Origin of the sequence: Vogesella sp. EB (assembly GCF_001037925.1) — a bacterium.
GTDB classification, from domain to species: Bacteria; Pseudomonadota; Gammaproteobacteria; order Burkholderiales; family Chromobacteriaceae; genus Vogesella; species Vogesella indigofera.
This window is the reverse complement of sequence record NZ_LFDT01000012.1, coordinates 56,049-77,571: the sequence shown is the minus strand read 5'-3', so window position 1 is coordinate 77,571 and position 21,523 is coordinate 56,049. Positions and strand designations below refer to the sequence as shown.

Sequence of the window (21,523 nt, the reverse complement as noted above, 5' to 3'; positions counted from 1 at the left end):
TAGGAATACGCATGGTTTTGACAAATATTAAGCAGTTTGCCAGTGAGCTTGGCCTTTCTCCTGAAAGGCTCGTTGAGCAGTTGAACAAGGCCGGTGTCGCCAAGCGCGGTTTGGAAGAAACCCTGACCGAGGGTGACAAGAAGCGTTTGCTGGACTTCCTGAAAACCTCGCACGGTGCGCGCGACGGTAACCAGGTGACCTTGACCCGCAAACAGACTTCCGAAGTGCAGAGCGCAACGGGTAGCACGGTGAAGGTGGAAACCCGCAAGAAGCGCGTGTTCGTGCGTCCGGAAGACGAGGCACCGAAGGCGGTTGCTACGCCAGTGGAAGCGGCGCCGGTAGCGGTTGCCGCACCGGTGGTGGAAGCCAAGCCCGAGCCAGTCGTGGTTGCCGAGCCAGCCAAAGTGGAAGCGGCGAAGCCGGTAGAGGCCAAGCCGGTTGCTGCCAAAGCGGAAAAGCCTGCCGAAAAAGCACCGGAAGCCAAGGTGGAGGCCAAGCCTGCCGCTGCGGAAACTCCGGCAGCGCCAGTGAAACAGCCGACGCTCAGCCGTCCGGCATCGATCCTGTCTGACGCCGAACTGGCCTCCCGCGCAGCGGAAGAGGCTCGTCAGGCCGAATTCCGTGCCCGTCAGCAAGCGCTGATGCGTGAAAAGCAGGAGCGTGAAGCCCGCCGTACCGCCGCCCGTCTGGAAGCCGCAGCGCCGGCGCCGGTCGCCAAGCCGGCACCGGTGGAAGCCAAGCCTGCCGCGCGTACTGAAGACATGCCACGTTCGGCCAAGCCAACCCAGCCGCGCATGCAGCCTGCTGCTGGTGGCCGTGACGGCGCCGCGCCGCGTCCCGACGGTGCCCGTCCGCAAGGCGGTCAGCGCCCTGCCGGTGCCGGTGGTCAACGTCCGGGTCAGGGTGGTGCAGGCCGTCCTGCCGGTGCTGGTGCCCGTCCGGCACCCGGTGCCGCTCCGTCGCGTCCGGCTGCGCCTGGCGCACCTGCCGCCGCTCCGGCGCCAGCCGGTGATGCCCGTCGCGGTCCGGCGAAAAAAGGTGGTGCCGGTGGTCGTGACTGGAATGACGGCAAAAAAGGCAAAGGCCTGAAAACCCGCGGTGGCGATGCCAGCAATGACTGGAAGAGCCGCAAGGGTGGCAAGCACAAGAACAGTAACAACGCCCACGCCTTCCAGGCGCCAACCGAGCCTATCGTGCACGAAGTGCTGGTGCCGGAAACCATCACCGTTGGTGACCTCGCTCACAAGATGGCGGTGAAGGCTGCCGAAGTGATCAAGGTGCTGATGAAGATGGGCATGATGGTGACCATCAACCAGGTGCTGGACCAGGAAACCGCGCTGATCATCGTGGAAGAAATGGGCCACGTCGGTAAGGCCGCTCAGGCGGACGATCCGGAAGCGTACCTGGACAAGGATGAAGTGGCCGAAGCCGTCGAAGCGCTGCCGCGTCCGCCGGTGGTGACCGTGATGGGTCACGTTGACCACGGTAAGACCTCCTTGCTCGACTACATCCGTCGCGCCAAGGTTGCTTCCGGCGAAGCCGGTGGCATTACCCAGCACATCGGTGCCTACCACGTGGAAACTCCGCGCGGCGTGGTGACCTTCCTCGATACCCCGGGTCACGAAGCGTTTACCGCAATGCGTGCCCGTGGTGCCAAGGCGACCGACATCGTGATTCTGGTGGTGGCTGCCGACGACGGCGTGATGCCGCAGACCATTGAAGCAATTCACCATGCCAAAGCGGCCGGTGTGCCGATCGTGGTGGCGGTGAACAAGATCGACAAGCCTGAGGCCAACGTCGAGCGCCTGCGTCAGGAACTGGTTGCCCACGAAGTGGTGCCGGAAGACTGGGGTGGTGACACCATGTTTGTCGAAGTGTCGGCAAAAACCGGTCAGGGCATCGACTCGCTGCTGGAAAGCATCCTGCTGCAAGCCGAAGTGCTGGAACTGACCTCGCCGGTCAATGCGCCGGCCAAGGGTGTCATCGTCGAAGCGCGTCTGGACAAGGGCCGCGGCCCGGTATCCACGCTGCTGATTCAGTCCGGTACCCTGAAGAAGGGCGACGTGATTCTGGCTGGCACTGCCTTTGGTCGTGTTCGTGCCATGATCGACGAAAACGGCAAGCTGATCGACGAAGCCGGTCCATCGATTCCGGTGGAAATCCTGGGCCTGTCCGACGTGCCGTCCGCTGGTGAAGACGCGATGGTGCTGACCGACGAGCGCAAGGCGCGTGAAATTGCGCTGTTCCGTGCAGGCAAGTACCGTGACGTGCGTCTGGCCAAGCAGCAGGCCGCCAAGCTGGAAAACATGTTTGCCCAGATGGCGGAAGGCGAAGTACAGAGCATGTCGCTGATCATCAAGGCCGACGTGCAGGGTTCTTACGAAGCGCTGGCGCACAGCCTGCAGAAGCTGTCGACCGACGAAGTGCGAGTCAATATCCTGCACTCCGGCGTGGGCGGCATTTCGGAATCCGACATCAACCTGGCGATTGCGTCCAAGGCCATCGTGGTCGGCTTCAACGCCCGTGCCGATGCCGCTGCGCGCAAACTGGCGGAGAGCGAAGGCGTCGAGATCCGCTACTACAACATCATTTACGATGTGGTAGACGACGTGAAGGCTGCCATGTCCGGCATGCTGGCACCGGAGAAGAAGGAGCAGATCCTGGGTACCGTCGAGATCCGTCAGGTGATTTCGGTGTCCAAGGTGGGCAACATCGCCGGTTGTATGGTGACCGACGGCATCATCAAGCGTTCGGCCAGCGTGCGCCTCATCCGTCACAACGTGGTGGTGCATACCGGCGAACTCGACTCGCTCAAGCGCTTCAAGGATGATGTCAAGGAAGTGCGTCAGGGTTACGAGTGTGGCCTGATGCTGAAGAACTTCAACGACATCCAGGAAGGCGATCAGCTGGAAGCGTTCGAGATCGTGGAAGTCGCCCGTACTCTGTAAGTGTTAAGCTGCAGGCGAGCGTTGTCCCGGCCACTGGCTGGGCAGCGCTCGCCTTTGTCTTTCTGGAACAGGACACAAGACATGGCAAAAGCCAAAAAAGGTTTCTCCCGCTCGGATCGCATCGCCGAGCAAATCCAGCGCGAGCTGGCCGAGCTGATCCGCAAGGGTCTGAAGGACCCGCGCGTCGGCTGGGTCACCATCACCGCGGTGGAAGTGACCCGCGACTACTCCCACGCCAAGGTGTTTTACACGGTGATGGAAGAGGGCAAGCGCGAGATCACCCAGGAAGCGCTGGAGAGTGCCGCCGGTTACCTGCGCAACGGCATCGGCAAGGTGTTGCAGATTTTCACCACGCCGCAGCTGCACTTCATCTATGACGATTCCATCGAGCGTGGCGTGTACATGAGCCGCCTGATCGATGAGGTCAACGGCACGGCGGTGACGGTGGCCCAGGACGCGGACAGCGATGCGGATGAGCCGGTGGCGGACGAAGCCGAAGGCGACGAGCCGATCGACGACGCGGGTGACGAGGCTGGCGACAAGGCATGAGTGCACCACGTCGGGTGAAATTGCCGATCAACGGCGTGCTGCTGCTGGACAAGCCTTACGACGTCAGCTCCAACGGAGCCCTGCAAAAGGCGCGCTGGCTGTACAGCGCCGCCAAGGCCGGGCATACCGGCGTGCTCGATCCGCTGGCGACCGGCCTGCTGCCGGTGTGCTTCGGCGAGGCGACCAAGTTTTCTTCCTATCTGCTGGATGCCGACAAGGGCTACCGCGCCACCGTCAAGTTCGGCCAGGTCACCACCACCGGTGACATCGAGGGCGAGGTGGTCATCGAGCGGCCGGTGACGTTTGACCGCGCGGCGCTGGAGCAAATGTTGGCCGCATTCCGCGGCGTGATTACCCAGGTGCCGCCGATGTATTCGGCGCTGAAATTCCAGGGGCGGCCGCTGTACGAGTATGCGCGCGAAGGCATCGAGATCGAGCGTGCCGGGCGCGAGGTCAGCATTCATCGCATCGAGCTGCTGTCGTTTGACGGTGTCGATACCGCGGTGATCGAGGTGCTGTGCAGCAAGGGCACCTATATCCGTACCCTGGCACAGGATGTGGGCGAGCGGCTCGGTTGCGGCGCGCACCTCACCGGCCTGCGCCGTACCACCACCGGCGGTTTCCGCCTGGAAGACGCGCATACGTTGGAAGCCATCGAGGCACTGCCGCGCGAGGCGCGCGACGGCTTGCTGCTACCGGTCGATATCCTGGTGTCGCATTTCCCCGAACAAACGTTGGCCGCAGAAGACGCACGCCGTTTTTGTCACGGTCAGGCTGTGCGCGGTGCCCAAAACTGTGCGACAATGCAGCGCTTTCGTGTTTACCAAGCGCAGACACGGGAGTTTCTCGGACTGGCGGATGCAAGCGAAGATGGCTTGCTTCAACCGGTACGGGTAATGGTTGCTCCGGCAACCGCCTTGTGAAGTGTGGATGGGTTTCGGCTCGCTACACTTGTCGGGTGGCAACACCCTAAACCGATATCGGAGTTTATTATTATGGCAATGACCGCCGCTCAAAAAGCACAGATCGTTAAAGACTACCAGCGCCAGGAAGGCGACACCGGTTCTACCGAAGTTCAGGTAGCGCTGCTGACCGCTCGTATCAACGATCTGACCCCGCACTTCAAAGCGAACACCAAGGATCATCACAGCCGTCGCGGCCTGCTGAAACTGGTTAGCTCCCGTCGTCGTCTGCTTGACTACCTCAAGCGCACTGACGTCGCTGGCTACCGCGCTCTGATCGCTCGTCTGGGTCTGCGTAAGTAATCGGTTTAAATTCGAAAAAGTCGCAGCCTGTCTGCGACTTTTTCGTTTCTGCAGTATCTTATTGAGTCAACGGGGGGAGCCTCTAGGAATCGGTATCGGTTACGGTGTTGATTGCTAGGGGTTCCCGTTGCAAGTTCTATTCCTTAAATCAAAGGAAACCTCACGTGTTTAATAAAGTTACCAAATCGTTCCAGTACGGTCGCCACACCGTGACCCTGGAAACCGGCGAAGTTGCCCGTCAGGCATCCGGTGCCGTTGTCGTTACTGTTGAAGATACCGTGGTGCTGGTATCGGTTGTCGGCTCCAAGAACGTCAAGCCGGGCCAGGACTTCTTCCCGCTGACCGTGGACTACCTGGAGCGTACCTACGCTGCCGGCAAGATCCCGGGCGGCTTCTTCAAGCGTGAAGGCAAGCAGTCGGAAAAAGAAATCCTGACCTGCCGCCTGATCGACCGTCCGATCCGTCCGCTGTTCCCGGAAGGCTTCTACCACGACGTGCAGATCGTGGCCACCGTGATGTCGCTGAACCCGGAAGTGGATTCCGACATCCCGGCGATGATCGGTGCTTCCGCCGCTCTGGCAATCTCCGGCCTGCCGTTCAACGGCCCGATCGGCGCCGCCCGCGTCGGCTACGCCAACGGCGAATACATCCTCAACCCGACCAGCACCGAGCTGCTGACTTCGGAAATGGATCTGGTCGTTGCCGGTACCCAGCGCGCGGTACTGATGGTGGAATCCGAAGCCAAGGAACTGTCCGAAGCGATCATGCTCGGCGGCGTGGTATTCGGCCACGAGCAGCTGCAAGCGGCGATCAACGCCATCAACGAATTCGCTGACGAAGTGAACCCGGTGATGTGGGACTGGACCGCACCGGCCCAGAACGACGAGCTGATCGGCAAGATCCGTGACATCTCCGGCGAAATGATCGCCAACGCCTTCCGCATCCGCCAGAAGGGCGCCCGTTCCGAAGCACTGGGCGCCGCCTGGAACGCCGTGAAGAGCGCACTGATCAACGAAGACACCGACACCCTGCTGGCCAACGAGATCAAGGGCATCTTCAAGTCGCTGGAAGCCGAAATCGTGCGTGGCCAGATCCTGGCCGGCGAACCGCGTATCGACGGTCGCGACACGCGCACCGTGCGTCCGATCGCCATCCGCACCGGCGTGCTGCCGCGCGTACACGGCTCCGCGCTGTTCACCCGTGGCGAAACCCAGGCCATCGTGACCACCACGCTGGGCACCAAGCGTGACGAGCAGATCATCGACGCGCTGGCCGGTGAATACACCGACCGCTTCATGTTGCACTACAACTTCCCGCCGTACTCCACCGGTGAAGCCGGCCGCATGGGTCCGCCGAAGCGTCGTGAAATCGGTCACGGCCGTCTGGCCAAGCGCGCGCTGGCACAGGTGCTGCCATCGGAAGCCGACTTCGGCTACACCATGCGTATCGTGTCGGAAATCACCGAATCCAACGGCTCCTCGTCGATGGCATCGGTATGCGGTGGCTGCCTGTCGCTGCTGTCCGCCGGTGTGCCGCTGAAGGCGCACGTGGCCGGTATCGCCATGGGTCTGATCCTGGAAGGCAACCGCTTCGCGGTGCTGACCGACATCCTGGGTGACGAAGACCACCTCGGCGACATGGACTTCAAGGTTGCCGGTACCGCTGCCGGTATCACCGCGCTGCAGATGGACATCAAGATCCAGGGTATCACCAAGGACATCATGCAGATCGCGCTGGAGCAGGCCAAGGAAGGCCGTATCCACATCCTCGGTCACATGAAAGAGGCGATCGAAGGCCCGCAAGAGCTGTCGACCCACGCACCACGCCTGTACGTGATGAAGATCAACCCGGAGAAAATCCGTGAAGTGATCGGCAAGGGCGGCGAAACCATCCGCGCCATCACCAAGGACACCGGTTGCGAGATCAATATCGGCGAAGACGGCACCATCACCATCGCTTCGGTTTCGACCGAGAGCGCGGAAGCGGCCAAGAAGCGCATCGAAGAGATCACTGCCGAAGTGGAAGTGGGCAAGGTCTACGAAGGTCCGGTCGTGAAGATCCTCGACAACAACGTCGGCGCCATCGTCTCGATCATGCCGGGCAAGGATGGTCTGGTACACATTTCGCAGATCGCCCACGAGCGCATCAAGAACGTGGCCGACTACCTGCAGGAAGGCCAGATCGTGAAAGTGAAAGCGATCGAGATGGACGACCGCGGTCGCGTGCGTCTGTCGATCAAGGCGCTGCTGGACAATCCGGCTGCCGCTCCGGCCAGCGGTGACGCTGCCTTCGGCCTGAAAACCGGCGCCTAAGCCCGTACCCTGACGCCAGTATCAACCGCCTGTCCGGCTTGCCGGGCAGGCGGTTTTTTATTTGCGGCCAACCTTTACGGTTGGCTGAGGTGTCAGCTGGTGCCGGTCGCCGCCGAGCGGCGCTTGCCCAGCCGCGGCTGGTAGTCGGCGAGGCTCGGCACCTGCCACAGATACCAGGTTGCGATGCTGCGGTAGGGGCTGCAGGCGGCGGTGGCGGCCAGCAGCTCGCGCCGGCTAGGCAGCGCCGGCAGCGCTTTCAGGAAGCGGTAGCCCTCGCGCACACCGAAATCATCGACGGGCAGGATGTCCGGCCGTGCCAGGGTGTAGAGCAGCAGCATTTCCACCGTCCAGCGGCCGATGCCCGGCAGCGTCACCAGCCGCTCGATCAGCACGTCGTCGGATAGCTGCGCCGCCTCCCGCCGCGACGGCACGCGGCCGTCCAGCGTGGCGGCGGCGATGGCGTGGATGGTGGCGACCTTGCGCCCGGAAAAGCCGCAGCCGCGCAATTGCCCGGTGTCCAGCGCCAGCAGTTGTGCCGGTGTCGGGAACGCTGGCTGCGGCTGGCAGGCCAGCAGCCGCGCCAGCATGGCATCGCCGGCGCGCACGTGCAGTTGCTGGTAGGCGACGGCGCGCACCAGCGCCTCGTACGGCTCGCGCGCCGGCTTGGGCTGCAGCCGGCAGTGGCCGACCTCGGCCACCAGCTGCGCCCAGTCAGCGTCGATGGCGGCCAGATGCCGGCTGGCGGCGTGGTAGGAATCATGCGGCAGGGTGGTCATGGGCGGCAGGGCGGCGGATGGCAGACAGGGCACGCTAACCCTGCGCCGTGCCGGCCGCATCCTGTTTCTTGCGCCGGCCTGTTGCAATGGCGGCCACTGTCGCAAAATAGGCGAATTCGGCAGCAAGCGGCGGGATGCCGGGCGCCGCCGCGTTGGCTACAGTAGGCTCATACGGTAGCTGACGAGTACAAAGGACATGACCATGACCGCGACAGCAAAACGGCGCGCCCTGGCGGCGGCAACGGAGGGCGACCCGCGCTGGGCGGCGGTGCTGGCACGCGATGCACGCGCCGACGGCCGCTTCTATTACTCGGTGCAGAGTACCGGCATCTACTGCCGGCCGTCGTGTGCGGCGCGGCAGGCGCGGCCGGAGAATGTGCGTTTTCACGCCAGTTGCGCCGATGCCGAACGTGCCGGCTTCCGCCCCTGCCAACGCTGCAAGCCGGACCAGCCGCCGCTGGCGCAGCAGCACGCGCAGAAGGTGACCGCCGCCTGCCGCCTGATCGACAGCGCGGACACGCTGCCGGACCTGGCAACGTTGGCCGCAGCGGTCGGCCTCAGCCGCTACCACTTCCACCGCCTGTTCAAGCAGCATACCGGGCTGACGCCGAAGGCCTACGCCGCCGCGCGCCGCGCCGAGCGGGTGCGCAACGGGCTGCAGCAGCACGACACGGTGACGGCGGCGATCTTCGACGCCGGTTTCAACGCCAATAGCCGCTTCTACGCGCAGGCCGACGCGGTGCTGGGCATGACGCCGGGCGACTACCGCGCCGGTGGTGAGCGCACGGTGATCCGCTTCGCCATCGGCCAGTGCACGCTGGGCGCGATCCTGGTGGCGCAGAGCGAGCGCGGCGTGTGCGCCATTTCGCTGGGGGATGATGCCGAGGCGCTGCTGCACGAGCTGCAGGACCGCTTCCCGCGCGCCGAGCTGATCGGTGGTGACGCCGACTTCGAGCAGCTGGTGGCGACGGTGGTCGGCTTTGTCGAGGCGCCGGCGCTGGGGCTGGATTTGCCGCTGGACGTGCGCGGCACCGCCTTCCAGCAGCGGGTGTGGCAGGCGCTGCGCGAGATTCCGCCCGGCGAGACCGCCAGCTATCGTGATATCGCCCGGCGCATCGGCGCGCCGCAGGCGGTGCGCGCGGTGGCCGGTGCCTGTGCGGCCAACGTGCTGGCGGTGGCGATTCCCTGCCACCGCGTGGTGCGCACCGACGGCAGCCTGTCCGGCTACCGCTGGGGCGTGGCGCGCAAGCAGGCGCTGCTGGCGCGCGAGGCCAAGTCGTGAGCGCGGTCAGCCGCGGCGCGGCGGCGGTCACGGTCGCCGCGGACAAACCAGGGCGCGGGCGATGACGGCCGACCTGTTTGCCGACCAGGCACCGGACTGGCAGGAGGGGCTCGGGGACGGCGCGCTGGTGCTGCGCGGCTTTGCACTGCCGTACGCGGCGGCGCTGCTGCAGGCCTTGCCGCCGCTGCTGGCGCAGGCGCCGTTGCGCCACATGCTCACCCCCGGCGGCCAGTCGATGTCGGTGGCGATGAGTAGCTGTGGTGACTACGGCTGGGTCAGCGATCGCCGCGGCTACCGCTACGCGGTACAGGATCCGGCCAGCGGCCTGCCGTGGCCGCCGCTGCCGGCGGACTGGTTGCGCCTGGCCGCCAGCGCGGCGGCGGCGGCCGGTTTTCCCGGCTTTGCGCCGGATGCCTGCCTGATCAACTGCTACCAGCCGGGCGCGCGCATGGCGCTGCACCAGGATCGCGACGAGCGCGACTTCAGCCAGCCCATCGTGTCGGTGTCGCTGGGGCTGCCGGTGGTGTTCCTGTTTGGCGGCCTGCAGCGCAGCGAGCGCGCACAACGGGTGCCGCTGGCGCACGGCGACGTGGTGGTGTGGGGCGGGCCGGCGCGGCTGCGTTACCACGGTGTGCTGCCGCTGCAGCCGGGCAGCCATCCGCTGCTGGGGGCGCAGCGCATCAATCTCACCTTTCGCAAGGCGCGCTAGCGGCGGGCCTTGACCCGGCCGTGCCCGGTCGCGCGGCTGGCGCCGCCAACACCGCCCGGCATCCGCTCATGCAATAACGCCGCGCCCCACAGGGTGGGGCGCGGCGTTGGTTTTTATTGCCTGACCGGCGTGGCCGCCACGGCCGGGTGGCACAGGGTACCGCGACAAGGTTGGCCGCAGCTTGCGGCCAACCTTGTGCCTTACTCGATGGCCGAGCTGGCGCGCGTCTGCTGCCGCAGCAGGAATTTCTGGATCTTGCCGGTCGAGGTGCGCGCGATCGGGCCGAAGATGATGCGCTTGGGCACCTTGAAGCGGGCGAGGTGGGCGCGGCAGTGTTCGATCACCGCCGCCTCGTCGCCGCTGACGCCTTCGCGCAGCTCGATGAAGGCGCACGGCACCTCGCCCCATTTCGGGTCCGGCAATGCCACCACCGCCGCCGCGATCACGTCCGGGAAGCGGCACAGCACGTCTTCCACTTCCAGTGACGAGATGTTCTCGCCGCCGGAGATGATCACGTCCTTGGAGCGGTCCTTGATCTTGACGTAGCCGTCGGGCTGGATCACCGCCAGGTCGCCGGTGTGGAACCAGTCGCCGGCCAGCGCCTCGGCGGTGGCGGCCTCGTTCTTCAGGTAGCCCTTCATCACCAGGTTGCCACGGAACATGATCTCGCCCATGGTCTCCCCGTCGTGCGGCACTTCCTGCATCGTCTCCGGATCCAGCACCGTCATGCCGTGCTGCATGGTGTAGCGCACGCCCTGGCGGCCGTTGCGTTCGGTGCGGCGGGACAGGTCCAGCGCCTGCCACGCCGGCTGCTTGGCGCAGACCGCGGCCGGGCCGTAGGTCTCGGTGAGGCCGTAGACGTGGGTGATGTTGAAGCCGAGCTTCTCCATGCCCTCGATCACCGCCGACGGCGGTGCGGCACCGGCCACCAGGCAGTTGACCGGATGGGTTATGCCCTGCTTGCACTCCGCCGGCGCGTTGATCAGCATGGTGTGCACGATGGGCGCGCCGCAGTAGTGGCTGACCTTGTGCTGCTTGATCAGCTCGAAAATCAGGCGCGGGTCGACGCGGCGCAGGCAGACGTTGGTGCCGACGTTGGCCGCAACCGTCCACGGGAAGCACCAGCCGTTACAGTGGAACATCGGCAGCGTCCACAGGTAGATGGCGTGGTGCGGCATGCCCCAGTCGACGATGTTGCTGATGGCATTGAGGTAGGCGCCGCGATGGTGGTAGACCACGCCCTTCGGGTTGCCGGTGGTGCCGGAGGTGTAGTTCAGCGCGATGGCGTCCCACTCGTCGGCCGGCAGCGGCCAGGCAAACTCCGGGTCGCCGCCGGCGAGGAAGTCCTCGTATTCCATCTGCCCCAGGCGCTCGCCGGGGCCGTCGTATTCCGCGTCGTCGACATCAATCACCAGCGGCGGCGTCTCCAGTAGCGCCAGTGCCGGCGCGATGGTGAAGGCGAACTCGCGGTCGGTGATCAGCACCCGCGCCTCGCCGTGCTGCAGCATGAAGGCGATCGCCTCCGGGTCCAGCCGGGTGTTGAGGGTGTTCAGCACCGCGCCGGACATCGGCACGCCGAAGTGGCACTCCACCATCGCCGGGATATTGGGCAGCATCACCGCCACGGTGTCGCCGGCGGTGACGCCGTGGCGTTGCAGCGCCGAGGCCAGGCGCCGGCTCCGGGTGTAGGTGTCGCGCCAGTTGCGCTGCAGGCTGCCGTGGATCACGGCGATGTGTTCGGGGTAGACGCTGGCGGCGCGCTCGATGAAACCCAGCGGCGACAGCGCGGTGAAATTGGCGGCGGTCTTGCAAAGACCGGTCTGGTAGGGCTTGCGTGCTTGTGACATCCGGCTCTCCTGTGGTGCTGCTTTGTGTCGTGCCGTCCGGCCCGGCTCGGGGCAGGGCGGCGCCGACTGTTATCCGGTCGATGGTTGCGGCAAAACCTTGCGCAACTTTGTGTCAAATGTAACGAATCGTTGCCACCGCGGCATTTTGTGGTGACGCTGCTCTAAAATGGGGTTTTTACTCGCTATGCCAGTGTTTTCTGGCCAAGGAGCGTCGTGATGATGCAACACCCGCCGCCAGAGGCCGCGCCCGGCGCCATGCTGCTGTCCGGGCTGGACCTGCTGGACCAGGGCGTCACCGTGTTCGATGCCGAGCTGAAGCTGGTGGCCTGCAACCAGCGCTTCCTGACGCTGCTGGATTTCCCGCCGCAGCTGGCGGCGGTGGGCACGCCGTTCGAAGCCTATATCCGTTATAACGCCTGCCGCGGCGAATACGGCCCCGGCGATGCGGAGTTGCAGGTGGCGGAGCGGGTGGTGCGCGCGCAGCGCTTCGAGCGCCATGACCTTGAGCGCCTGCGTCCGGATGGCTCGGTGCTGCGCGTGCGCGGCGAGCCGTTGCCGCAGGGCGGATTCATCGCGCTGTACACCGACCAGACCGAACAGCAGGCCTACGCGCGGCTGCTGCAGCAGCAAAAGCAGGATTTGGAAGGTCACGTCGGGCAGCGCACCGCCGAGCTGGAGCAGGCGCGGCACCAGTTGCGTGCCGCGCAGGCGGCCAACGTGCAACTCGGCGCCGACTTGCAGCGCAGTGAACAGCGGCTGCGGCTGATCACCGACACCATCCCGGCGCTGATCGCCTATTTCGACCACGACCAGATCTACCGCTACGCCAACAAGGGCTACGCCGACTGGTTCGGCCGCGACAGCAGCCAGATGAGCGGGCGCCACATCTCGCAGGCGCTGGGCAGCAAGTTCTACGCCGCGGTGCAGCGCTACGTCGAAGAGGCGCTGACCGGCAAGCAGCTCAGCTACGAATACTCGATGGAAAAGGACGACGGCAGCACCATCTTCGCGCGCAGCACGCTGGTGCCGGAGATCGCCGCCGACGGCGAGGTGCTGGGCTGCTTCGTGCTGTCCTTCGACATCACCGAGCAGAAACAGACCCAGGCGGCGCTGGTGCAGGCGCAGAAGATGGAGGCCATCGGCCAGCTGTCCGGCGGCATGGCGCACGACTTCAACAACATGCTGACCGTGGTGCTGGGCAACCTCGGCGAATTGCGCCGCCACCTGCAGCAGCAGCCGGCGCTGCTGGACTATCTCGACCCGGCGCTGCACGCCGCCGGGCGCGGCGTGGAGCTGGTGCGGCGGCTGCTGGGTTTTGCCCGCCAGCAGCCGCTGCTGGCACAGCCGGTACGCATCGGCGAGCTGATCCGCGGCATGATGCAGCTGCTGCAGCGCTCGCTGCCGGAAAACATCGTGCTGGAGTGCCAGCTGGCGGCGGAGCTCGACTACGTGATGGCCGACGCCAACCAGCTGGAAAGCGCCATCCTCAACCTGGTGCTGAACGCGCGCGACGCGATGCCGGACGGCGGCAGGCTGCAGATTGCGGCCAACGTCGAGACGCTGGATGCGCGTGCCGCCGCCGAGTGGCAGCTGGCCGCCGGCGACTATATCCGCATCGACGTGACGGACAATGGCTGCGGCATGGCGCCGGCGCTGCAGCTGCGCGTGTTCGAGCCGTTCTTCACCACCAAGCAGTTCGGCAGCGGCAGCGGCCTCGGGCTCGCGATGGTGTACGGCTTTGCGCGTCAGTCCGGCGGCCAGGTCAGCGTCAGCAGTCAGCTGGGGCGCGGCAGCGTGTTCAGCCTGCGCCTGCCGCGCACCACGCCGACGGCGCAGCCGCACGGCCTGCTCGATTTCAGCGGCAAGGCCGGTGGTCGCGAACGGCCGCTGGTGCTGCTGGTGGAGGACGATCCGGAAGTGCGGCGCGTGGTGCAGCGGCAGCTGAGCGCGCTCGGCTACCCGGTGGTGGAGGCGGAAAACGGCGATGAGGCGGCGACGCTGCTGGCCAGCATCGCCGATATCGGCTTGCTGCTGAGTGATATCGTGATGCCGGGCCGGCTCGGCGGCCGCCGCCTGGCGGCGCTGGCGCGGCAGCAACGGCCGGCGATCCGCATCCTGCTGATGAGCGGCTACGCCGCGCCGCCGGAAGCGGAGGACGACAGCACCCGTGACATTCCGCTGCTGGCCAAACCCTTTACCGAGGCCCAGCTGGCCCGGATGCTCGACGAGGTGATGCTGTGTCCCCCAATGAACTGACGCCGGCGGCACCGGCCGACAAACTGATCTACGTGGTGGAAGACGATCTGGCCGTGGCGCGGCTGATCAGCGGCGTGCTGGCGGAGTACCAGTTCCGTCACGAAACCTTCCGCGCCGGCCACGCCTTCCTGCAACGGCTGCGGCAGCAGGCGCCGGATTTGTGCATCGTCGATCTCGGCCTGCCGGACATGGACGGCATGGCGCTGGTGCGGCAGATCCGCGAGCGCCATCGCTGCGGCGTGATCATCCTCACCGGGCGCGGCCATGTCGGCGACCGGGTGATGGGGCTGGAAAGCGGCGCCGACGACTACATCATGAAACCGTTCGAGCCGCGCGAGCTGGTGGCGCGGGTGCGCAGCATCCTGCGCCGCTGCGAGGCGCCGGGCGAGATCGGCGACGCGGCGCGGCAACGGGTGGCGCATTTTTCCGGCTGGCGTTTCGACGTGGCGCGGCTGTCGCTGTACGCGCCGGACGGCGGCGAGCGCCCGCTCAGCGCCGGCGAAGGGCTGATGCTGCTGCGCTTTCTGGAGCGCCCCAACCGCGTGCTGCCGCGCGAGCAGCTGCTGGGGCAGCACGACATCTCGCCGTTCGACCGCAGCATCGACGTGCGTATCTCGCGGCTGCGGCGCAAGCTGGAAGACGACTCCTACAATCCGCGCCTGATCAAGACCGTGTACGGCGCCGGCTACCTGTTCGTCAGCAGCGTGGTGTGGGAATAGCGCGTTCGCGCGTTGCGGAACAAGGCTGCGGCCAACCTTGTGCTCAAGGTTGGCCGCAGCGTTTTGATATTTGCCTTTACACCGGCAGCTCGCAGCCGCTGCGGGCGCTGTCCAGCCCCAGCTCGATCAGCTGCATCACCGCAATCGCGTCATCCGCCGGCACCGGGTTGGCGCCTTCGCCGCGGATTGCTGCCGCCACCGCGGTGTAGTAGTGGCGGTAGTCGCCGTTCAGGGTGGGCACTACGTCGCCGTGCTCCTCTCCATCCTGCTGCCAGTAGTGCAGGCCGTGCAGCGTGTCCTCGCCCCAGCCGGCGCAGCCCGGCGCCTCGCCGCGTTTCAGCGCCGCTTCCTGGGTGTCCAGCCCGTATTTCACGTAGCTGCCCAGCGTGCCGTGCACCGCGAAGCGCGGCACGCCGCCGCTGATCAGGCTGCTGGCCGACAGCCGCACCCGCAGCCGGCCGTAGTGCAGCTGCACGTGGAAGTAGTCGGTGGCGACGGCGCCGCAGCGCTGCGCGGCGAAGTCGGCGTGGATGGTGCGCGGCCGGCCGAACAGCTGCAGTGTCTGGTCCAGCAGGTGCGGGCCGAGATCGAACCATAGCCCGCCGCCGCCGCCGGCGGATTCGCGCCAGCGCGCCTGCACCTGCGGCCGGTAGCGCTCGAAGCGCGACTCGAACAGCGCGATGTCACCCAGCGTGCCGTCCTGCAGCAGCTGGCGCACGGTGAGAAAGTCGGCATCCCAGCGCCGGTTGTGAAAGGCCGACAACAGGCAGCGGTGCACTCCGGCCATCACCTGCAGCTCCTGCGCCTCGGCCGCGGTTAGCGTGAACGGCTTGTCGACCACCACGTGCTTGCCGGCGGCCAGTGCCGCCGCGGCCAGCGGGAAGTGGCTGTCGTTGGGGCTGGCGATCACCACCAGGTCGATGTCCGGATCGGCCAGCACCAGCGCCACGTCACTGAGTACGCGGCTGCCGGGGTGCTCCTGCAGCAGCTGTTCGCCCTTGCTGCTGACGATGGTGTGCAGGCACAGCTGCGGGCAGGCGTGCAGCAGCGGGGCGTGGATGGTACGGCCGGCGTAGCCGTAGCCGATCAGGGCGACATTCAGGGGCATGCTCATGGTGGGTCTTCCGGTGGGTCTCTGCTTTCAGCCTAGTCCAAGCGTGGCGGGCGGCTGGATTCATTGCGTGGCCGGTGGCGCTTTAATGGCCTGGCATGAGGGGACGGGACGGGGGCAAGAAAAAGGCCCCGTGTCACGATACGGGGCCACTGGCCTTAGAGCCCGTTCAATGTCTGCTGCGACTGATCTCAATGGGGCGATACGGCGTTAAAACGCCTTCGGAAAGCTTGTTTATATCTGGATAAACGCCGCTTCCTCAGGCGCTTTCGCCTTGTCTCGCTCTAGCTCGCGAGGCTTTGAACAGGCTCTTACTGGGCGGCCGAGGCGGCCGGCGGCGCGTCTTCCTCGGCGGCTTCCTCCCACGGCAGGGCAACACGGGTGCTGTTGACCAGCAGCGTGCCGTTCTTGAAGTCGATCTTGGTGGCCAGCTGGCCGTTCTGCTGCGAGATCAGCTTCTGGCTTTCCCATTCGCTGAGCTGGGCGTCGAGCAGGCTCTTGGCCAGGTTGTCGATTTCGCCGAGATCCGGTTGCTCTTCGGCGCTGGCGTCGACGGTGAACAGGTTGCGCGCCTGCGCCACCACCATGTTTTCCAGCGTCTGGCGCGGCAGCTCGATGTTGAGCAGCGCGATGAAGCGCTTGATGAATTCCAGCGGCGTCTTCAGGTCGCTTTCCTGCAGCCCCTGCAGCGCGATCTGGCCGTCAAGCTTGGCCTCGCCGGTCGGCATGCGCAGCGAGAAGGTGTTGATCATGATTTTCGGATCGTTGATCAGCAGCGGCAGGCCCTGCTTGGTGATCGCCTCGATGTAGCGCTTGCGCAGCTGCGTCGGGTCCTTTTCCTCAAACGGGATGCGGGTGAAGGCCTGGTCCAGCTTCACCAGCGTCGGGCCGTGCAGGTGGTTGGCGGAGATGTCCAGCTTCAGCGGCCCGTACACGCTGTCGTTGTAGCTGAAGGTGTCGAAATCCAGCTTGCCGCGGGTGTTGATGAATTCTTCCTGCTCGCTGGTAACGATCTGGTACTTCAGGTTTTTTAGTTCGACATTCGACGGGCGGAATTCGCCGCTCGGGTTGATGAACTCGCCGACGCGCACGCGGCTGACCAGGTGGATCAGCTCGTTGAGCTTGATGCTGTACGGAATGCTCTCGTTCCACTTCAGGCTGACATTGGCCACCGACAGCTCGCCGGTGCCGAGCTTGACGCCGGTATTGCCGGGGCGCACGTCGGACAGGTAGCGAATGTTGTCGAAGCTGAAGCGGCCCTTAGGGCCGGCTTCCAGCACGAAACCGGGCGATACCGATTCGGCCTGGTATTCCTTGTAGCCGTCGGCGTAGTTCAGGCGCAGGTCGAAACCGCGCCAGGTCATCTTCACGCCGGCGAGGGTTTCTTCATAGTCGAATTGCGGCACCGCCACGCTCAGTTCGCCACCGCCGGCAAGGCCAAGGCGGTTGACCACGGTGATCGGCTCGGCGTCGCCAAAGAAGCGCTGTAGCGTCTTGCGCGTGCCCTCGCTCATGTCGAAGGTGGTCTCGACGCGGGCGCGTCCGGGGCTGAAGTGGCCGCTGAGCAGGCCCGGCAGCGGGCCATGCGCCACGTCATGGTGGTAACGGATGGTGCCCTGGAACAGCGGGCGCACGTTTTCCGGCAGCAGGCCGATGTAGGGGCCGAGCAGTTCCTGGTTGAACTCCAGCTCGGTGGTTTCCTGCGACGAGAACCAGCCGCGCTGGTACTGGTGCGACTTGACCTTGAACACCGACATCGCCGCAATCATCTGGTGTTGCTCTGCCAGCGTCTCCTCGGCCTTGATGCCGGCCCAGTAGGAAAAAGCGCCATAGAAAGCAAAAGTGCCGGCGACAGCGGCGGCGGTGAGTTTGATAGCGTGCTTGTTGACGTTCACGATCCGGCCTGAGTGACGAAATGACTGCGTATCTTACAATAGCCGCGCCGGTGTGACGAATCGGTACGCTGGCGACTGTCGATTCTTTTGCCGTTTACGCCGGCGAATTGTGTAAAATGCCGCGTTATCTCTATTAAAACCAAGAGGTTTGACTACGAATGGAATGGCTTAACGGTCTGATCGACCTGCCCTGGTGGGGTTATATCGTGGTGGCATTGGTCCTGACCCACATCACCATCGCGTCGGTGACCATCTTCCTGCATCGTCATCAAGCGCACCGCGCACTGGATCTGCACCCGATTCCGAGCCACTTTTTCCGTTTCTGGCTGTGGCTGACGACCGGCCAGGTCACCAAGGAATGGGCGGCGATTCACCGCAAGCACCATGCGCGCTGCGAAACGGCGGAAGATCCGCACAGCCCGCAAGTGCTGGGCATCAAGAAAGTCATGTGGGAAGGCGCCGAACTGTACCGCGCCGCCTGCAAGGACCGCAGCATCATGGAAAAATTCGGCCACGGCACGCCTGACGACTGGCTGGAACACAATCTGTACACCAAGCACACCGGCAAGGGCATCCTGCTGATGCTGGCCATCGACGTGCTGCTGTTCGGCGCCGCCGGCCTGTCGATCTGGGCGGTACAGATGGCGTGGATTCCGTTCTTCGCCGCCGGCGTGATCAACGGTATCGGCCACTTCTGGGGCTATCGCAACTTCGAGAACGAAGACGCCTCCACCAACGTGCTGCCGTGGGGCATCCTGATCGGTGGCGAAGAGCTGCACAACAATCACCACACCTTCGGTACCTCGGCCAAGCTGTCGTACAAGTGGTTCGAGTTCGACATCGGCTGGATGTACATCCGCATGCTGGAAATCGGCGGCCTCGCGAAGGTGCGCAAGGTGGCGCCGCGGCTGGTGGAAGAGCAGCGTACCCAGCAGCTGGATCTGGAACACCTGCAGGCGATCATCGCCAACCGCTACGCGGTGGCGGCGCGCTATGCCCGCGAGCTGAAGGACGTTTACCGCGTCGAGGTGGAAAAGCTGCACCTGCCGGAGCTGAAGGCGCCGCAGCTGGTGCGCAAGATGAAGGTCTGGCTGAAGCAGGACGCCAAGGACACCCCGGCGCAAGAACGCGAACAGCTGGCGGTGGTACTGGAAAAGAGCCAGGTGCTGCACACCGTGTACTCGATGCGCCAGGAACTGTCGCGCCTGTGGGAGCGTTCGTCGCTGACCCGTGACGAGCTGCTGAAGGAACTGCAGGACTGGTGCGCCCGCGCCGAAGCCAGCGGTATCGAATCGCTGCAGCGTTTCTCGCTGAGCCTGCGTCGCGCCTCGGTGGCCTGACCACCGCTGTTGTCTGAATCCAGCGCCGGAGCGAGTCTCCGGCGTTTTGTTTGGTGCCGCTGGTCGGCACCCGTGCCCATCATCCATTTATTCGGGAGTCGCAATGAGTCTGTATCGCCACAAACCAGGCAAGCGCATGTCGGAAGCCGTGGTCGTCAACGGCCTGATCTACACCGTACAGGTACCGGAAAGCGGCGAGGGTGATGCCCGCGCGCAGACCGCCGAGACCCTGGGCCTGATCGACACCGTGCTGGCCGAGCTGGACAGCGACAAGAGCAAGATCGTGGAAGCCACCATTTTCCTGACCGACCTCGCCGATTTCGATGCCATGAACGAGGCGTGGGACGCCTGGGTGGCGGAGGGCAATGCCCCGGTGCGCTGCACGGTACAGGCGAAACTGGCCCATCCGGACTGGAAGATCGAGATCCGCATCGTCGCCAGCCGTTAAGCTTGACGTGTGCCGGCCGTTTGGTCGCTACGCAAAAAAGGCCGCCAGCACCCTCACCGGGGCTGGCGGCCTTTTACATGCCATATGGCCGGCCTTTTTCCGTATCCGCGCGCAAGGATGCAGGGCTTGAGTGGGGGCAAGGTTGGCCGCAACGCATTGCGGCCAACCTTGGTGGTGGGCTTATTCGCTGAGCGACTCCAGCTTCCACTCGCCGCCGCTGCGCAGCGTCAGCGCGAACTGGTGGTGGATCAGCAGCGTGCTGCGGTGGCCGACGCTGACCAGCGTGGCGTGCGGCAGGCGGCTGCGCAGCAGGCGGTATAGTGCCTCTTCCAGGCCTTCGTCCATCGCCGAGGTGGCCTCGTCGAGGAAGATCACCTTCGGCGCCGCCAGCAGCAGCCGGCCGAAACCCAACCGCTGCTGCTCGCCCAGCGACAGGATGCGGCCCCAGTCGGCCTCTTCGTCCAGCTTGTCGATCAGGTGGCCCAGCTGCACCGAACGCAGCACTTCCGCCGCGCGCTCGTTGTTGGCCGAGGCCGGGTGCGGGTAGTGCAGCGCCGCGCGCAGGCTGCCCAGCGGCAGGTAGGGGCGCTGCGACAGGAACAGCACCTCGCTCTGCGGCGGGCGCTGGATGTGGCCGTCGCAGTGCGGCCACAGCCCGGCGATGGCGCGCAGCAGCGTGGTCTTGCCGCTGCCGGACGGGCCGCGGATCAGCAGCGCCTGGCCGGCGCTGAGGCTGAAGCTGAGCTGGGACAGCAGCGTCTGGCCGTCGGGGGTGCGCAGCGACAGCTGTCGCACGCTGAGGCCTTCGCTCTGCGGCGTCAGCTCCGGGGTCGGCAGCTGGTCGGCGCTGTGGATGGCGTCGATGAAGCCGGTCAGACGATCCAGCACCGCCTTGAAACCGGCGAACTCGTCGTAGGCGCTGCGGAAGAAGGACAGGTTGCTTTGCAGCTGGCCGAAGGCCTGCGAGGTCTGCACCATGTCGCCGAGCGTGATCTGCTTGGAGAAGAAGCGCGGCGCCTGCAGGATGAACGGGAAGATCACCCCGGTCTGGCTGACGATCAGGTTGAAGCCGGACAGCTTCAGCGTCCGGTGCACGATGTCCCAGGCGTTGCCGATCACCTGGCGGAAGCGCAGGCGCAGGGTGGTGCCCTCGACCTTCTCGCCGCGGTAAAAGGCGATGTTCTCGCCGTACTCGCGCAGCCGCACCAGCGCGTAACGGTAGTCGGCGCCGAATTTCTCGTTGAGGAAGTTGAGCCGGATCAGCGGCTTGCCGATGCGGAACGCCAGCACGGTGGCGACGATCACGTAGATGTAGACCATGAACACCAGCCCGCGCGGGATCTCGACGCCGAACAGCGCGAACACGCCGGACAGCCCCCACAGGATCAGGGTGAACTCGAAGGTGGACACCAGCGCGTCGATCACCCCCATCGCCAGCGACAGCGAGGAACCGACAAAGCTGCTGATGTCCTGCTGGATACGCTGGTCCGGGTTATCCGCCGGCTTGGCCAGGTGCTGGCTGCGGTAGTAGCCCTGCTTGTCCAGCCACTTGCCGAGGAAGTACTCGTTGAGCGACTCCCGCCAGTGAATGGCAAACACCTGGCGCAGGTAGTACTCCAGCAGCGAGCGGCCAACGTGTACCGCCGCCAGCACCCCGAAAATCAGCATCGAGGCCCAGAACAGCTTCACGTTCAGCTGTTGCAGCGCGCTGTACATATCGTTGTACCAGCGCGAGAACAGCACGTTGACGCGCACCCCGGCCAGCGTGATCAGCAGGATGGCACCCAGGCTCAGCAGCGGTTTCCAGCCGCTGATGCGCGGTGTGAAAAACGGTGCCGCCAGCCGCCAGAACTGGCGTCCCCACATGGTAGTGCGCGCCAGCGCGACCCCCAGCAACAGTGATACCAGCAGCGTGATGGCGGTGGCCTTGCCCAGCCAGATGGCGCTTTGCAGCAGTTCCTGACTCCAGTTCATCGGTTCTCCTTATGGCGCAGTAATGCAAAACCCGGTTCGATATGGCCGCCAGCATAGCGTTTTTTGCGCGGGCGGGGCAGCGGCAAACTCCG

General features: G+C 65.2%; 16 protein-coding genes. 11 read left to right on the top strand and 5 right to left on the bottom strand.

Going from position 1 to position 21,523, the window contains the following annotated elements:
• Positions 1–11: 11 nt before the first annotated feature.
• From infB to pnp, 5 genes are all read left to right on the top strand, one after another.
• Positions 12–2,948 (top strand): translation initiation factor IF-2, encoded by a 2,937-nt coding sequence (infB, locus tag ACG97_RS09185; RefSeq protein ID WP_047967058.1) that lies wholly within the window; start codon positions 12–14, stop codon positions 2,946–2,948.
• A gap of 81 nt (positions 2,949–3,029) precedes the next feature.
• Positions 3,030–3,497 (top strand): 30S ribosome-binding factor RbfA, encoded by a 468-nt coding sequence (rbfA, locus tag ACG97_RS09180; RefSeq protein WP_047967057.1) that lies wholly within the window; start codon positions 3,030–3,032, stop codon positions 3,495–3,497.
• Positions 3,494–4,420: a tRNA pseudouridine(55) synthase TruB gene (truB, locus tag ACG97_RS09175; protein ID WP_047967056.1), complete on the top strand. Its 927-nt coding sequence runs from the start codon at positions 3,494–3,496 to the stop codon at positions 4,418–4,420. Before rbfA ends, truB begins: the two co-directional genes overlap by 4 nt.
• A gap of 72 nt (positions 4,421–4,492) precedes the next feature.
• The gene (gene rpsO, locus ACG97_RS09170) at positions 4,493–4,762 is read left to right on the top strand and encodes a 30S ribosomal protein S15 (RefSeq protein ID WP_047967077.1); all 270 of its coding nucleotides are present in this window, start codon (positions 4,493–4,495) and stop codon (positions 4,760–4,762) included.
• 164 nt (positions 4,763–4,926) lie between these two features.
• Positions 4,927–7,074, top strand: a complete 2,148-nt coding sequence (pnp, locus tag ACG97_RS09165; protein WP_047967055.1) for a polyribonucleotide nucleotidyltransferase — start codon at positions 4,927–4,929, stop codon at positions 7,072–7,074.
• Positions 7,075–7,166: 92 nt separating this feature from the next.
• On the opposite strand, the gene ACG97_RS09160 is transcribed toward pnp, so the two are convergent.
• Entirely contained in the window at positions 7,167–7,850 is a 684-nt protein-coding gene (locus tag ACG97_RS09160) for a DNA-3-methyladenine glycosylase (RefSeq protein ID WP_047967054.1), read from the bottom strand.
• A gap of 202 nt (positions 7,851–8,052) precedes the next feature.
• On the opposite strand from ACG97_RS09160, the gene ada reads away from it, so the two are divergent.
• Both ada and alkB read left to right on the top strand, forming a co-directional pair.
• A complete protein-coding gene (gene ada, locus ACG97_RS09155; protein ID WP_047967076.1) occupies positions 8,053–9,132 on the top strand; it encodes a bifunctional DNA-binding transcriptional regulator/O6-methylguanine-DNA methyltransferase Ada in 1,080 nt (359 codons plus the stop codon).
• Between the two features lie 61 nt (positions 9,133–9,193).
• Complete coding sequence (gene alkB, locus ACG97_RS09150) at positions 9,194–9,841, top strand: DNA oxidative demethylase AlkB (RefSeq protein ID WP_047967053.1); 648 nt, start codon at positions 9,194–9,196, stop codon at positions 9,839–9,841.
• 200 nt (positions 9,842–10,041) lie between these two features.
• Here alkB and ACG97_RS09145 read toward each other — a convergent pair whose 3' ends face one another.
• A complete protein-coding gene (locus ACG97_RS09145; RefSeq protein WP_047967052.1) occupies positions 10,042–11,688 on the bottom strand; it encodes an acyl-CoA synthetase in 1,647 nt (548 codons plus the stop codon).
• Positions 11,689–11,904: 216 nt separating this feature from the next.
• On the opposite strand from ACG97_RS09145, the gene ACG97_RS09140 reads away from it, so the two are divergent.
• Positions 11,905–13,944: a PAS-domain containing protein gene (locus tag ACG97_RS09140; RefSeq protein ID WP_047967051.1), complete on the top strand. Its 2,040-nt coding sequence runs from the start codon at positions 11,905–11,907 to the stop codon at positions 13,942–13,944.
• A complete protein-coding gene (locus ACG97_RS09135; protein ID WP_202902730.1) occupies positions 13,926–14,663 on the top strand; it encodes a response regulator transcription factor in 738 nt (245 codons plus the stop codon). The genes ACG97_RS09140 and ACG97_RS09135 overlap by 19 nt, the downstream gene beginning before the upstream one ends.
• A gap of 76 nt (positions 14,664–14,739) precedes the next feature.
• On the opposite strand, the gene ACG97_RS09130 is transcribed toward ACG97_RS09135, so the two are convergent.
• Complete coding sequence (locus tag ACG97_RS09130; protein ID WP_047967050.1) at positions 14,740–15,777, bottom strand: oxidoreductase; 1,038 nt, start codon at positions 15,775–15,777, stop codon at positions 14,740–14,742.
• Positions 15,778–16,085: 308 nt separating this feature from the next.
• Positions 16,086–17,669, bottom strand: a complete 1,584-nt coding sequence (locus ACG97_RS09125) for a YdgA family protein (protein WP_047967049.1) — start codon at positions 17,667–17,669, stop codon at positions 16,086–16,088.
• Between the two features lie 158 nt (positions 17,670–17,827).
• Between ACG97_RS09125 and ACG97_RS09120 the strand changes: the two genes are divergently transcribed.
• A complete protein-coding gene (locus ACG97_RS09120; RefSeq protein WP_047967048.1) occupies positions 17,828–19,009 on the top strand; it encodes a fatty acid desaturase in 1,182 nt (393 codons plus the stop codon).
• Positions 19,010–19,112: 103 nt separating this feature from the next.
• Positions 19,113–19,457: a RidA family protein gene (locus ACG97_RS09115; protein ID WP_047967047.1), complete on the top strand. Its 345-nt coding sequence runs from the start codon at positions 19,113–19,115 to the stop codon at positions 19,455–19,457.
• A 180-nt stretch (positions 19,458–19,637) separates the two neighbouring features.
• On the opposite strand, the gene ACG97_RS09110 is transcribed toward ACG97_RS09115, so the two are convergent.
• Positions 19,638–21,431 carry an ABC transporter ATP-binding protein/permease gene (locus tag ACG97_RS09110; RefSeq protein WP_047967046.1) on the bottom strand — a complete coding sequence of 598 codons (1,794 nt, stop codon included), beginning with the start codon at positions 21,429–21,431 and terminating at the stop codon, positions 19,638–19,640.
• Positions 21,432–21,523 lie beyond the last annotated feature (92 nt).

What these genes read in the sequence shown, in the direction of transcription:
- ada (WP_047967076.1), top strand. Translation starts at nt 8,053, where the DNA reads ATGACCGCGACAGCAAAACGGCGCGCCCTGGCGGCGGCAACGGAGGGC.
- rpsO (WP_047967077.1), top strand. Translation starts at nt 4,493, where the DNA reads ATGGCAATGACCGCCGCTCAAAAAGCACAGATCGTTAAAGACTACCAG.
- ACG97_RS09120 (WP_047967048.1), top strand. Translation starts at nt 17,828, where the DNA reads ATGGAATGGCTTAACGGTCTGATCGACCTGCCCTGGTGGGGTTATATC.
- truB (WP_047967056.1), top strand. Translation starts at nt 3,494, where the DNA reads ATGAGTGCACCACGTCGGGTGAAATTGCCGATCAACGGCGTGCTGCTG.
- ACG97_RS09140 (WP_047967051.1), top strand. Translation starts at nt 11,905, where the DNA reads ATGATGCAACACCCGCCGCCAGAGGCCGCGCCCGGCGCCATGCTGCTG.
- ACG97_RS09145 (WP_047967052.1), bottom strand. Translation starts at nt 11,688, where the DNA reads ATGTCACAAGCACGCAAGCCCTACCAGACCGGTCTTTGCAAGACCGCC.
- infB (WP_047967058.1), top strand. Translation starts at nt 12, where the DNA reads ATGGTTTTGACAAATATTAAGCAGTTTGCCAGTGAGCTTGGCCTTTCT.
- alkB (WP_047967053.1), top strand. Translation starts at nt 9,194, where the DNA reads ATGACGGCCGACCTGTTTGCCGACCAGGCACCGGACTGGCAGGAGGGG.
- ACG97_RS09160 (WP_047967054.1), bottom strand. Translation starts at nt 7,850, where the DNA reads ATGACCACCCTGCCGCATGATTCCTACCACGCCGCCAGCCGGCATCTG.
- rbfA (WP_047967057.1), top strand. Translation starts at nt 3,030, where the DNA reads ATGGCAAAAGCCAAAAAAGGTTTCTCCCGCTCGGATCGCATCGCCGAG.
- ACG97_RS09130 (WP_047967050.1), bottom strand. Translation starts at nt 15,777, where the DNA reads ATGAGCATGCCCCTGAATGTCGCCCTGATCGGCTACGGCTACGCCGGC.
- ACG97_RS09115 (WP_047967047.1), top strand. Translation starts at nt 19,113, where the DNA reads ATGAGTCTGTATCGCCACAAACCAGGCAAGCGCATGTCGGAAGCCGTG.
- ACG97_RS09110 (WP_047967046.1), bottom strand. Translation starts at nt 21,431, where the DNA reads ATGAACTGGAGTCAGGAACTGCTGCAAAGCGCCATCTGGCTGGGCAAG.